General features: G+C 71.8%; 10 protein-coding genes. 9 read left to right on the top strand and 1 reads right to left on the bottom strand.

Annotated features, from left to right (window positions below):
• Nucleotides 1–208: 208 nt before the first annotated feature.
• From LXM90_RS25755 to LXM90_RS25715, 9 genes are all read left to right on the top strand, one after another.
• Nucleotides 209–754, top strand: a complete 546-nt coding sequence (locus LXM90_RS25755; protein ID WP_020092535.1) for a regulatory protein RecX — start codon at nt 209–211, stop codon at nt 752–754.
• 76 nt (nt 755–830) lie between these two features.
• On the top strand, nt 831–2,042 hold the full coding sequence (locus LXM90_RS25750) for a putative DNA modification/repair radical SAM protein (protein WP_020092534.1): 1,212 nt from the start codon (nt 831–833) through the stop codon (nt 2,040–2,042).
• Nucleotides 2,042–3,523, top strand: a complete 1,482-nt coding sequence (locus LXM90_RS25745; RefSeq protein ID WP_234081206.1) for a UdgX family uracil-DNA binding protein — start codon at nt 2,042–2,044, stop codon at nt 3,521–3,523. The genes LXM90_RS25750 and LXM90_RS25745 overlap by 1 nt, the downstream gene beginning before the upstream one ends.
• Before the next feature lie 60 nt (nt 3,524–3,583).
• On the top strand, nt 3,584–3,880 hold the full coding sequence (locus LXM90_RS25740) for a nucleotidyltransferase family protein (RefSeq protein ID WP_020092532.1): 297 nt from the start codon (nt 3,584–3,586) through the stop codon (nt 3,878–3,880).
• The gene (locus LXM90_RS25735; protein ID WP_026604827.1) at nt 3,861–4,220 is read left to right on the top strand and encodes a DUF86 domain-containing protein; all 360 of its coding nucleotides are present in this window, start codon (nt 3,861–3,863) and stop codon (nt 4,218–4,220) included. Before LXM90_RS25740 ends, LXM90_RS25735 begins: the two co-directional genes overlap by 20 nt.
• Nucleotides 4,221–4,242: 22 nt before the next feature.
• The gene (gene polA / locus LXM90_RS25730) at nt 4,243–7,401 is read left to right on the top strand and encodes a DNA polymerase I (protein WP_103984978.1); all 3,159 of its coding nucleotides are present in this window, start codon (nt 4,243–4,245) and stop codon (nt 7,399–7,401) included.
• 220 nt (nt 7,402–7,621) lie between these two features.
• Complete coding sequence (locus LXM90_RS25725) at nt 7,622–9,709, top strand: hybrid sensor histidine kinase/response regulator (RefSeq protein WP_020092529.1); 2,088 nt, start codon at nt 7,622–7,624, stop codon at nt 9,707–9,709.
• A 55-nt stretch (nt 9,710–9,764) separates the two neighbouring features.
• Nucleotides 9,765–10,736: an NADPH:quinone oxidoreductase family protein gene (locus tag LXM90_RS25720; protein ID WP_020092528.1), complete on the top strand. Its 972-nt coding sequence runs from the start codon at nt 9,765–9,767 to the stop codon at nt 10,734–10,736.
• 189 nt (nt 10,737–10,925) lie between these two features.
• Nucleotides 10,926–12,608 (top strand): methyl-accepting chemotaxis protein, encoded by a 1,683-nt coding sequence (locus tag LXM90_RS25715; RefSeq protein WP_026604826.1) that lies wholly within the window; start codon nt 10,926–10,928, stop codon nt 12,606–12,608.
• Between the two features lie 54 nt (nt 12,609–12,662).
• Here the strand turns inward: LXM90_RS25715 and LXM90_RS25710 are convergent, their stop codons facing one another.
• Nucleotides 12,663–13,676 (bottom strand): adenosine kinase, encoded by a 1,014-nt coding sequence (locus LXM90_RS25710; RefSeq protein ID WP_020092526.1) that lies wholly within the window; start codon nt 13,674–13,676, stop codon nt 12,663–12,665.
• Nucleotides 13,677–13,698: the final 22 nt, after the last annotated feature.

Genomic DNA, 13,698 nt, shown 5'->3' with positions numbered 1-13,698 from the left:
CCGTGCAGCCGCAGGCGCCATCGGCCCTGCGGAGTGCCGGGCGAAGAACGGTGGTTCGGGCCATGGCCGAGCCTGTCGCGTTGCGCGCGTTCCATACCTGAGTCATGGAACGCAAACCTGTCGAGATCGTGAAGAACCGGTGAAATCTCCATTCGTTGCAGGATCCGCGCCAGAAGGTCGCGACCGCGAGATCAAGCCGCCCGGCCCCGTGAGCCCGGCCTGGCTGGAGCGTGCGGCGCTCCACTATCTGGAGCGCTACAGCGCCTCGACCGATATGCTGCGCCGGACGCTCGCGCGCCGCGTCCAGAAGCGCGCGCGGGCCCGGGGCGAGGATCCCGAACGCTTCGCCGACCTCGTGACGGCGACCGTCGCGCGGGCGGTGTCGGCCGGCCTCGTGGACGACGCGCGCTTCGCCGATACCCGCCTCGCCACCCTGCGGCGTCGCGGCACCTCGACCCGCGGCGTCTCGGCCAAGCTCGCCGCCAAGGGGATCCCGCGCGACGTCGTGGAGGCCGCCATGCTGGCTGAGCGCGACGCCCTGCCGGACGGGGAGGCGGACGCGATCGAGGAGCAGGCCGCCCAGGCCTACGCCAAGCGGCGACGCCTGGGACCGTATCGCCGACCGGACCAGCGGGCGACGCACCGCGACCGCGACCTCGCCGCCCTGGCCCGGGCCGGCTTCGCCTACGGCCTCGCCCGCCGTGTGGTCGACCGGGAGCCCGACGAATCCGGCGAGCCCGACGCGCCTGCGTGACGGGTGCGGCATCGCGGCCCGGGGTGAACGCCGCGCCGGCCTTGCACCTTCGGCCACGTTGTTCATTGTCTGTTCGATGGACGAGACCCTGGCCAAGAAGCTGCGCATCCTCGCGGACGCCGCCAAGTACGACGCCTCCTGCGCCTCCTCGGCCGCGCCGAAGCGGGCGGCCGGCAAGGACGGGCTCGGGTCGACCACCGGCGCCGGGATCTGCCACGCCTACACGCCCGACGGGCGGTGCGTCTCGCTCCTCAAGATCCTGCTGACGAACTGGTGCCTGTTCGACTGCGCCTACTGCGTGAACCGGCGCTCCTCGAACGTGCGGCGGGCGAAGTTCACCGTGGAGGAGGTCGTGAACCTCACCCTGAACTTCTACCGGCGCAACTACATCGAGGGGCTGTTCCTCTCCTCCGGCATCATCAAGTCGCCGGATCACACGATGGAGCTGCTGACCCGCGTGGCGAAGTCGCTCCGGCGCGACCACGGTTTCGCCGGCTACATCCACCTTAAGTCGATCCCGGAGGCGAGCCCCTGGCTGATCGAGGAGGCGGGCCTCTACGCCGACCGGCTCTCGATCAACGTCGAGCTGCCGACTGAGGCGAGCCTGGAGCGGCTCGCGCCCGAGAAGGACGGCGCCGCGATCCAGGGGGCGATGGCGCAGATCGGCGAGCGCATCGTGCAGGCCAAGGCCGAGAAGCGCCGCTTCTCGCCGGCCGGCCACTCGACGCAGGTGATCGTCGGGGCGGACACCACCACCGATGAGGCCCTGATCCGCAAGAGCGCGCTCCTCTACGGCAGCGTTGGCCTGAAGCGGGTCTACTACTCTGCCTACAGTCCGATCCCGGACGGCTCAGCGATCCTGCCGCCGAAGCCGCCGCCGCTCCAGCGCGAGCACCGGCTGTACCAGGCCGACTGGCTGCTCCGGTACTACGAATTCACCCCCGACGAGGTGGCCGACGCCTCCGAGGGCGGGATGCTCGCCCTCGACATCGACCCGAAGCTCGCCTGGGCGCTGAAGCACCGGGACAAATTCCCCGTGGACGTGAACCGCGCCGACCGGGAATGGCTGCTGCGGGTGCCGGGGCTCGGGGCGCGGGCGGTCGACAAGATCGTCAGGGCGCGCCGCCACGCGACCCTGCGCCTCGATGACGTCGCCCGGCTGACCTCCGGATTGAAGCGGGCGCGGCCGTTCCTAGTGGCCGCCGACCATCGGCCGGTCGGGCTCACCGACCGGCTCGACCTGCGGACGCGGCTGGTCGAGCCCGCGGCGCAGCTGAGCCTGTTCTGATGGGGGCGGGGCACGCGCCGTTTCCGTCTGCCTCCGTGGAGAGAGGGGATGCGCGGTCGCCGCGCGCCGTCGCGCTGCGCCCCGGCGCCGATCTCGACGGTTTCCGCAAAGCCGCCCGGAGCCTCGTCGCGCAGGGCGTCGCCCCCGAGGCCGTGACGTGGTCGGTGACGGATGCGCCCGGCCTGTTCGGCGGCGACGCGGAGCAGGCCGCCGGGACGCCGCTTGTCCTGCCGAAGGCCGTCGCCACCTTGATCCCGCAGGTCATTCCCCACCGCGATCCGGAGCGCTACGGCCTGCTCTACGCGCTGATCTGGCGCGTCTGCCGCGGCGAGCGGCACCTGATGGAGATCGGCAGCGACCCGCTGGTCCACCGCCTGCACCGGATGGCGAAGGCGATCGGGCGCGACCTCCACAAGATGCACGCCTTCCTGCGTTTCCGCCGGGCGGAGGGACCGGACGGCGAGCGCTACGTCGCGTGGTTCGAGCCGGACCACCACATCCTCGAGGCGGCGGCACCGTTCTTCGTCGACCGCTTCCGCGGGATGCGCTGGTCGATCCTGACGCCCGAGGGCTCGGCCCACTGGGACACCGAGACCCTGACTTTGGGGCCGCCCGGCGACCGCGCCCATCTTCCGGAGGGCGACGGCTTCGAGGCCGGCTGGCAGACCTATTACGAGAGCACGTTCAACCCGGCCCGCACCAACCTGAAGGCGATGCGGGCGGAGATGCCCAAGAAGTACTGGCACAACATGCCCGAGACGGCTGCGATCCCGGCCCTGGTCCGGGCGGCGGCCGGGCGAACCGAAGCCATGATCGAGAGGGAGCCGACCTTGCCCACACGCCGCGAACCCGCCCGGGCCGTCGCCGCCATGGCCGACCAGGATCCCAAGAGCCTCGACGAGCTGAACGCGATCATCCGCCGGACCGAGCCGCTGGTTCCGGGGGCCACCCAGGCCGTGCTCGGCGAGGGGTCGGTCGGGGCGACGGTGGCCTTCGTGGGCGAGCAGCCCGGCGACCAGGAGGACCGGCAAGGCCGGCCCTTCGTCGGGCCCGCCGGCCAGTTGCTCTCCCGCGCCATGGCGGAGGCCGGGCTCGACCGGGGCGCGAGCTACCTGACGAACGCGGTCAAGCACTTCAAGTTCGAGGAGCGCGGCAAGCGCCGCATCCACCAGAAGCCGACAGCCGGCGAGGTCAGCCATTACCGGTGGTGGCTCGACCGGGAGCTCGAATTCGTCGGCCCGAAGCTCGTCGTGGCGCTCGGCGCGACCGCCCTGCTGGCGCTGACCGGCAAGGCGATCCCGATCACCCGGGCGCGCGGCCCGTTCCGCTTCGACCGGCACGACAACCGATTCCAGGGCTTCATCACGGTCCACCCGTCCTACCTGCTCCGGTTGCCGGACGAGGCGAAGGCGGAGGCCTACGCGGCCTTCGTGGACGACCTGCGCCGGGTGGAGGCGCTCGGGCGCGAGTTGGCGGCCTGATCCTCCTCTGCCGCGCTTCTGCTATGCTGGCGGCCGCCGATTCCCTCCGGTCCCGCCGCCATGGACAAGCTCGCCGCCCTCGATATCCTGCGCGCCAACGAGGCGGAACTGCGCCGCCGCGGCGTTCTCCACGCGGCTCTGTTCGGTTCGGTCGCCCGGGGGGAGGCGCGGGCCGACAGCGATCTCGACGTGATGATCGAGATCGATGTGTCCGTCGTGGGCGGTCTCTTCGGCTATGTCGGCCTGTGCCACTTCATCGATGATCTCTTTCCGATCCGGGTCGACGTGGCGGATCGGGCGGCCCTGAAGGATCGGGTTCGCACGCACGCGGAGCGCGATGCCATTTCCGCCTTCTGAACGCGAGCGGGCCGCCTGCGCCGACATGATCGCCAACGCGGAGCGCGTTGCCCGCTTCGTGGCGGGATTCACGCTCGAGACGTTCGAGGCAGACGAACGCACCCACTTCGCGGTCGTGCGCTGCCTGGAGATCATCTCGGAGGCGAGCCGCCGATTGAGCGCCGAGACGAGAGCCCGATATCCCGCCGTGCCGTGGCGTCAGATCGCGGATGCGGGGAACTTTTATCGCCACAGCTATCATCGGGTGACGCTGGACATCGTCTGGCTCACCGTCCACCACGAGTTGCCCGTCCTCGTCGCGGCCTGCCGCGCCGAGCTGGACCGCGCGCCCGACTCCTGATCGCCCCGAGCCGCCTGAGCCCATGACCGACTCGAAGCCCGACTCGAGCCCCGAGACCAAGCCCGTCGGACCCGGCGATCAGGTGATCCTGGTCGACGGCTCGTCCTTCATCTTCCGGGCCTATTTCCAGTCGATCAACCAGGACCAGAAGTACAATTCGCGCCCCTCCGACGGGCTGCCCACCGGCGCCGTGCGGCTGTTCTGCACCAAGATCGCGCAGTTCCTGCAGGACGGCGCCGCCGGCACCATGCCGAGCCATCTCGGGATCGTCTTCGACAAGTCGGAGGGCTCGTTCCGCAAGGAGATGTTCCCCGACTACAAGGGCCACCGCCCGGACGCGCCCGACGACCTGAAGCGCCAGATGCCGCTGATGCGCGACGCGGTGCGCGCCTTCGGCCTGCACGCGGTGGAGCTGGAGCGCTACGAGGCCGACGATCTCATCGCCACTTACACCCGCCAGGCCGAGGCGCGGGGCGCGGGCGTCATCATCGTCTCGTCCGACAAGGACCTGATGCAGCTCGTCGGGCCGCAGGTGCGGTTCTACGATTTCGAGTCGGGTGCCAAGGGCAAGCCCGGCTACCGGCCCGAGCGCAACCTCGACGTCGAGGCGATCGTCGCCAAGTGGGAGGGCCTGCAGCCGAACCAGATCGGCGACGCGCTGGCGCTCATCGGCGACACCTCCGACAACGTGCCGGGCGTGCCCGGCATCGGCCTGAAGACGGCCGCGGCGCTGATCAAGGAGTTCGGCAGCCTCGAGGCCCTGCTGGAGCGGGCGGGCGAGATCAAGCAGCCCAAGCGGCGGGAGACGCTGCTCGCCAACGTCGATCAGGCCAAGCTGTCGCGCAGGCTCGTGGCGCTGATGGAGGACGTGCCCGTCCCGGTGCCGCTGGACGACCTCTGCGTGCCCCAGCCCAATCCCGAGAAGCTGGTCGGCTTCCTGAAGGCGATGGAGTTCAACACGCTGACGCGCCGCATCGCCCAGATGCTGCACGTCGATCCCGAGGCGGTGAAGCCCGATCCGCGCCTCCTGCCGGGCGCCCGGCCGCACGGCTACGGCAACGCCGCCGGGGGCAGCGACGCGGTGCCGTTCTTCGGCGATTCCGTGCCGCCGGATCCCGAGACCGCGGCCGCCGGGGCCGAGCGACCGCCGGGCGCCGCCCCGCCGGAGGGCGGCGAGATCGATCCCTTCGCCGACCTCGACCTGCCGGACGCGCCCGCCAAGCCCCGGGCGCCCGTCGAGGCGACACCCGGCAACGTGGTGGCGGCACGGGCCGCGGAATCCGTGGCGCCGTTCGACACCGCCGCCTACGAGACGGTCTCGTCGCTGGAGCAGCTCGACGCCTGGATCGCCGAGGCCGAGGAGGCCGGCGTGATCGCGGTCGACACCGAGACCGACTCGCTCGATGCCCACAGGGCCGGCCTCGTCGGCGTCTCGCTGGCGGTCGCCACCGGCCGGGCCTGCTACATCCCGCTGGCCCACGTCCAGGCCGCCAAGGTGCAGGCGGACGCCACCGACCTGTTCGGCGAGGGCGCCGCGCCCTCCGACGTGGTCGAGCCGGTGCCGGGCCAGATCCCCCTGAAGGAGGCCGTCGCCCGGCTGAAGCCGCTCCTCGAGCACCCCGGCGTCCTGAAGGTCGGCCAGAACCTCAAATACGACTGGGTGGTGCTCGCCCGCTACGGCATCGAGGTCGCGCCGTTCGACGACACGATGCTGATCTCGTACGTGCTCGACGCCGGCAAGGGCGGCCACGGCATGGACGAGCTGGCCCGCCGGCATCTCGGCCACCAGCCGATCACCTTCTCGGACGTGGCCGGCACCGGCCGCAACAAGGTGACGTTCGACCGCGTCGCCATCGACAAGGCCACCGCCTACGCGGCCGAGGACGCCGACGTGACCCTGCGCCTGTGGCGGATGATGAAGCCGCGCCTCGTGGCCGAGCACCGGGTCGCCGTCTACGAGACCCTGGAGCGGCCCCTGCTGCCGGTGATCGCCCGGATGGAGCAGCGCGGCATCCGCGTCGACCGGGAGATGCTGAGCCGCCTGTCCGGGGATTTCTCGCAGATCCTCGTCCGCCTGGAGGAGGAGATCCAGGAGGATGCCGGGGAGAAATTCTCGGTCGGCTCGCCGAAGCAGATCGGCGACATCCTGTTCGGGAAGATGGGTCTGCCGGGGGCCAAGAAGACGCCGTCGGGCCAGTGGGCCACGCCCGCGACCCTGCTGGAGGAGCTGGCCCAGGCGGGCCACGAGCTGCCCAAGAAGATCCTGGAGTGGCGGCAGCTCTCGAAGCTGAAATCCACCTACACGGACGCGCTCCAGGCCCATGCCGACCGCGAGACGGCGCGGGTCCACACCTCGTTCTCGCTGGCGGCGACCACCACGGGCCGGCTGTCCTCCTCCGAGCCGAACCTGCAGAACATCCCGATCCGCACCGAGGAGGGTCGCCGGATCCGCCGCGCCTTCGTGGCGGCGCCCGGCAACCGGCTGATCTCGGCCGACTACTCGCAGATCGAGCTGCGGCTGCTGGCCCACATGGCCGACATCCCGGAGCTCCGGAAAGCGTTCGAGGACGGGATCGACATCCACGCGGCGACCGCCTCGGCGATGTTCGGCGTGCCGCTCAAGGCGATGACGCCCGACCTGCGGCGCCGGGCGAAGACCATCAACTTCGGCATCATCTACGGCATCTCGGCCTTCGGCCTCGCCGACCGGCTCGGCATCGGCCGCGAGGAGGCCTCGGCGTTCATCAAGCAGTATTTCGAGCAGTTCCCGGGCATCCGGGACTACATCGAGACCACCAAGAAGAGCTGCCGCGACAAGGGCTACGTCACCACCCTGTTCGGCCGCGTGTGCCACTACCCGCAGATCCGCTCCAACAACCCCTCCGAGCGCGCCAGCGTCGAGCGGCAAGCGATCAACGCGCCGATCCAGGGCTCGGCCGCCGACATCATCCGGCGGGCCATGACGCGGATGGAGGCGGCCCTCGCCGCGAAGAAGCTCAGGGCGCGCATGCTGCTGCAGGTGCACGACGAGCTGGTGTTCGAGGCGGCCGAGGACGAGGTGGAGCGGACGATCCCGATCATCCGCGGCGTCATGGAGGAGGCGCCGGCGCCGGCCCTGACCCTGAAGGTGCCGCTGGTGGTCGAGGCCAACGCGGCGGGCAACTGGCAGGAGGCGCATTGACGGGTCGGACCGAGGCTCAGCCGGCCGTCTTCGCGAGCGGAGCGAGGCGATCCCGTCGGCGCCGCGCTTGCCGACGTCCCGTAGCCCTGGGTCGCTTCGCTCCGCTCGCGAGGACGGCGGCGCGCTGAGACGACGTCGTCGAACCGCGACCGGGCAGCTTGGAGATGCCGCCGAAGACGGTCATACGCCGTACGCCCATGACCTGCATTGCTCAGAGCCCGTGACCGACCCCTTCCCCTTCCTCTCCGGCGGCGGCGAGGCCGCGCGGATGATCCGCGCGCGCGACTGGTCGGGTCATCCCCTGGGGCTTCCGGAGACGTGGCCGGCGGAGTTCCGTGCGGCCCTGTCGCTCGTCCTCAACTCGCCGGAATCGATGATCCTGGCCTGGGGGCCCGACCTCCACTTCTTCTTCAACGACACCTACTTCCCGCTGCTCGGTCCGCGGCTGCCCTGGGCGATGGGCGAGCGGTTCGACGTGGTCTGGGCCGATGCCTGGGATCAGGCCAAACCGATCATCGACGCCGCCATGGCGGGCCGTCCGGAGCGCTTCGTCGATCTGCCGTGGCAGCTCGACACCGACCGCGGCGCCCGGGAGACGTGGTGGACCTTCTCGTACTCGCGGGTTCTCGACGCCGAGGGCCGGGTCGCCGGCCTGTTCATCCTCACCAACGAGACCACCGGCCGGGTCCTGGCGGACGCCGCCCTCAAGGAGAGCCAGGGCCGGCTGGAGGCCGCCCTGGCCGAGTTGCGCCAACTCAACGCCACGCTGGCGCAGCAGGTCGAGGAGCGCACGGCCGACCGCAACGCCCTGTGGACGCTCTCGTCCGACATGATGCTGCGCTGCCTGTTCGACGGGACGATCACCGCGGTGAACCCAGCGTGGACCGAGGTGCTGGGCTGGCGCCCGGACGAGCTGATCGGAACGAAGCTCATCGCCTTCGTCCACCCGGACGATCTCGACCGCACCGTCGAGGGCGCGCGCCAGCTCTCCGCGGGGTCGAGCCTCGCGCGCTTCGACAACCGCTACCGCCACCGGGACGGCGGCTATCGCTGGATCAGCTGGGCGGCCCGGCCCGGGGAGGGCGTCATCAACGCCGTCGGCCGCGACTTCACCGCGGAGCGCGAGCGCGCCGACGCCCTGGCCGCCGCCGAGGAGGCCCTGCGCCAGTCGCAGAAGATGGAGGCGGTCGGCCAGCTGACCGGCGGCATCGCCCACGACTTCAACAACCTGCTCGCCGGCATCTCCGGCTCGCTGGAGCTGATCCAGACCCGGCTCGGCCAGGGCCGCGTCATGGACGTCGACCGCTACATCAACGCCGCGCAGGGGGCCTCGAAACGGGCCGCGGCGCTGACCCACCGGCTGCTCGCCTTCTCGCGTCGCCAGACCCTCGACCCGAAGCCCACCGACGTGAACCGGCTGGTGGCCGGCATGGAGGAGCTGATCCGCCGCACCGTGGGCCCCGCCGTGGTGGTCGAGGTCGTGGCGCCGCCCGGCCTCTGGCCGGCCCTGGTCGACCCGCCGCAGCTCGAGAACGCGCTCCTCAACCTGTGCATCAACGCCCGGGACGCGATGCCGGAGGGCGGGCGCATCACGATCGAGACCGCCAATGCGTGGCTCGACGAGCGCGCCGCCCGGCGCCACGACATGCCGCCGGGCCAGTACCTGTCGCTGTGCGTCACCGACACCGGCAGCGGTATGGCGCCGGAGATCGTCGGCAAGGTGTTCGAGCCGTTCTTCACCACGAAGCCCCTGGGGCAGGGCACCGGCCTCGGCCTGTCGATGATCTACGGCTTCGCGCAGCAATCCGGCGGCCAGGTGCGGATCCACTCGGAGGTCGGCAGGGGCACGACGGTCTGCCTGTACCTGCCCCGCCACCGCGGCGCGGTCGCCGAGGAGGACGCGCACGCCGCCGTCGGCGCGCCGCCGCGGGCCGCGCCGGGCGAGACCGTGCTGGTGGTCGACGACGAGCCGACCGTCCGCATGCTGGTCACCGAGGTGCTGGAGGATCTCGGCTACACGGCGATCGAGGCCGCCGACAGCGCGGCCGGCCTCAAAGTGCTGCAATCCGACGTGCGCATCGACCTGCTGGTGTCCGACATCGGATTGCCGGGGGGCATGAACGGGCGCCAGATGGCCGAGGCCGGGCGGCTCACGCGGCCGGGCCTCAAGGTCCTGTTCGTCACCGGCTACGCCGAGAGCGCGGTCTTCGGCAACGGGCCCCTCGAGGCCGGGATGCAGGTCATCACCAAGCCGTTCGTGGTGGAGGTGCTGGGCGCCCGCATCCGCGAGATGATCGGAACGGCTTGACCGCACCGTCGGTTCGGGCCTGATCGGCCGGGAAACGCCGGGGAGGAGGGACGCCATGCGGGCGCTGCTGTGCACGAGGCTCGACGGGCCGGAGCATCTGGAGATCGTCGAGCGGCCCGACCCGGTGCCGGGCCCCGGGCAGGCGCTGGTGCGGATGCGGCTGGCGGCCCTGAACTTCTTCGACACGCTGATCACCGCCGGGCGCTACCAGGTGAAGCCGACCCTGCCGTTCTCGCCGGGCGGCGAGGGGGTCGGCGTGGTCGAGGCGCTGGGCGAGGGCGCCGCGGGCGTGTCCGTGGGCGAGCGGGTGATCGTCCATGCCGGGCACGGCTGCTGCGCGGAGCTGATCGCCCTCGACGCCGCCCGGCTCACGCCGGTGCCGGACGCCGTGCCGGACGAGCAGGCGGCCGGGCTGACCATCACCTACGGCACCTCGCTGCACGCCCTGGCGAACCGCGCGCGCCTGCGGCCCGGCGAGTGGCTGGCGGTCCTCGGCGCCTCCGGGGGCGTCGGCCTCGCCGCCGTCGAGCTCGGCCGGCTGATGGGCGCCCGGGTGATCGCCTGCGCCTCCTCGGAGGAGAAGCTATCGGTCGCCCGCGCCCACGGCGCCGAGGCGGGCGTGGTCTACGACCCGGCGACGCTCAAGGACGAGCTGCGCCGGATCTCGGGCGGCGGGATCGACGTGGTCTACGACGCGGTCGGCGACGCCTACGCGGAGCCGGCCCTGCGGGCGCTCGGCTGGCGCGGGCGCTTCCTCGTGATCGGCTTCGCCGCCGGCGCCATCCCGCGGCTGCCGCTGAACCTGATGCTCCTCAAGGAACTCGACGTGCAGGGCGTCCACTGGGGCGCCTTCCTGGACCGAGAGCCGGAGGCGCACCGGGCCGATCAGCGCCGGCTCCTCGACTGGGTCGCCGCGGGCAGGCTCACCGCGCAGGTCCACGGCGTCTACCCGCTGGCGGAGTACCCGGAGGCCTTCGGCCTCCTGACCCGCCGCGCGGCGGTGGGCAAGGTGCTGCTGCGGCCCTGACCCGGGGCGCGGCCGCCCGCCTCAGCCCGGATCGGCGCGCGACCCGCAGCGCGGCGTCGGCGGGCGACGCGCTATGCGTTCCGCGCCGATCTGCGGCGCAGATCGCTGCCGCAGTAGAGGTTGCGGAAAAATCTGTCTTTCATCTTCATGCATCCCGACGCGACGTTGTCGTTCTCTGTGGTGCCCGAGATGAGACTGCGAAGAAGTATCGTATCGAAGCTGATACTGCCCTCGATCGTCGGATTTCTGCTTTTCCTGGCAAGCTCGGCCGTCGGCTTGATGCAGATACAGGCCATCAACGCCGCCGCCGTGGAGACCCGCGACGTCTGGGTGCGCAAGGACAACGATCTCCATACGATTCGATTCCTGATGCTGCGGTACCACACGACGACGATCCGCAAGGTGGTCGCCGTCGACGACGGTGAGAACCGGGGCCTCGATGCCGAGTTCGTCGAGATGGATCGGTCCATCCCCGAGGCCTTCCAGAGCTACCGCGCGCGCGCGACGACGCCCCGGGAGCGCGCGCTCTGGGACGCGTTCGAGGGGCGGTGGAAGGTCTATCGCGTCGCCCAGGAGGCGATCCTCGCGCCGCTCAGGCGCGGCGACCGGAACGCGGCCCGCGACGCCATCGCGCCCGCCCGCCCGCCGCTCGTGGCCGCCTTCGATGCCCTGGCGGATCTCGCCCAGGTCACCGCCGAGGGCACGAACGTCTCGGTCCAGCGCTCCGAGGACGCGTTCCGGACGGCGTGGTCCGTCACCGTCGCGCTCGCGGTCATCGGGTTGCTCCTGACCGGCGCGGCGGTCTGGTGGGTCTGGCACCGGGTCGCCCGCCCGATCCGGTCCCTGGCCGGAACCATGGGCCGGCTCGCGGCCGACGACCTCGACGCGGCCGTCGGCGGTTCCGAGCGCGGGGACGAGATCGGCGTCATGGCGGCGTCCGTCCAGGTCTTCAAGGACGGCCTGATCCGGGCGCGCACGCTCGAACACGACGCCGCACAGGCCCGCGCCACGGCCGAGGCGGAGCGGCGGAGCGGCATGCACCGGATCGCCGACGCCTTCGAGGGCACGGTCGGCGGCATCATCGGCACGGTCTCGACCGCCGTCGCCGCGCTGCAGGACACGGCCTCGGCCATGAACGAGGCGGCCGCCGACACCGCCGATCGCTCCATCCGGGTGGCGAGCGCGGCCGAACGCGCCGCCAGCACCGTCAGCGTCGCGGCGGCGGCGGCCGAGGAACTCGGCGCCTCCGTCCAGGAGATCGGCCGCCAGGTCGCGGGTTCGACGGAACTGACACAGTCGGCGGTCGCGGACGCCGCAGCGACCGCTCACTTGGTTCAGGATCTGAACGGGGCGGCGATCCAGATCGGTCATGTCGTGACCCTGATCTCGACCATCGCCGAGCAGACGAATCTCCTCGCGCTGAACGCCACGATCGAGGCGGCGCGGGCCGGCGCGGCGGGCCGCGGCTTCGCCGTCGTGGCCGCGGAGGTCAAGGAACTGGCCGGTCAGACCGCGCGGGCAACCGACGAGATCGGCGGCCACGTCGCCCGGATCCAGTCTTCCACCGGCGACGCCGTCACGGCGATCGGACGCATCGGCGGTCGGGTTCAGGAACTCAGCGCGGTGGCGACGCGGATCGCCAGCGCCGTGGAGCAGCAGGGCGCCGCGACGCAGGAGATCGTCCGCAACGTCTCCCAGGCCGCCCAGGGGGCAGCGGACGTCACCAGCACCATCACGGGCGTCGCCGACGCGGCGAAGGGGACCGGAGCGGCGGCCGATCAGGTTCTCACGGCAGCCTCGGAGCTGTCGAACCGGTCCGGCCACCTCAGGGACGAGGTGACGCGCTTCCTCGCGACCGTCCGCGCGGCCTGAGCGCGCGGGATCGGCGCAAACGCGGACCTCCGGCCGCGCGCCCGGCGCGCCGGCTCAGAGGAGCCCGCGCGCCTTGGCCAGGCCGACCAGGTCCGCCTGCGGGCGGGCGCCGATATGCTGGATGACCTCGGCGGCCGCGAGCGTGCCCAGGCGGGCGCTGGCAACGTTGTCGAGCCCGCGGGCGTGCCCGGCCAGGAAGCCGGCCGCGAACAGGTCGCCCGCGCCGGTCGTGTCGACCACAGTCTGGACCGGGCTCGCCTCGACGGCCCGGACCTCGCCGCCCTGAACCACCAGGGCGCCGTCGGCCGAGCGCGTGACGAGGCCGAGCAGGTGCCGGCCGCGGGCGTTGCGCTCATCGCGCAGGGCCGCCACGGCGGCCTCGGGATCGTCGGTCTCGTAGAGGCTCTGCAGCTCGGCCATGTTGGCGAACAGGATGTCGATGCTGCCGTCCCGCACGAGGCCGAGGAACTCGTCGCGGTAGCGGCCCACGCAGAACGCGTCCGAGAGGGTCAGCGCGACGGCGTTGCCCGCCTGATGGGCGAGCTGAGCGGCCTTGCGGAACGCATCCTTGGCGGCCGGCGGATCCCACAGGTAGCCCTCGAGATAGACGACGCGGGCCGAGCTCACGAGCGCCTTGTCGACGTCGTCGGGCGACAGGCCCTGGCAGGCGCCGAGATACGTGTTCATCGTGCGCTCGCCGTCCGGCGTCACGAGCACGAAGCACCGGGCGGTGGCCGGCCCCTCGGCGGCGGCCGGGACGGCGAAGTCGACGCCGGTCGCCTTGAGGTCGTGGCTGAACAGGCCGCCGAGCTCGTCGTTCCGGACCTTGCCGACGAAGCCGGTCTTGGCCCCGAGGAGCGCCGCGCCGACCGCGGTGTTGGCGCCCGAGCCGCCCGACACGATCGTCGCCGGTCCCATCGCCTGGAACAGCGCCTCGGCCCGCGGCTCGTCGATGAGCTGCATCGCGCCCTTGGTGACGCCCTGCGCCGACAGGAAGGCGTCGTCCGTGCGGGCGATCACGTCGACGATCGCGTTGCCGAGCACGAGGAGATCGAGGGGTGCAGTCATCCGGGCGTCCTGATTCGCGTTC

This window comes from Methylobacterium oryzae (genome assembly GCF_021398735.1).
Lineage (GTDB): Bacteria > Pseudomonadota > Alphaproteobacteria > Rhizobiales > Beijerinckiaceae > Methylobacterium.
Note: the sequence above shows the minus strand (reverse complement) of the source record. Positions and strands in the feature narration are given on the sequence as shown.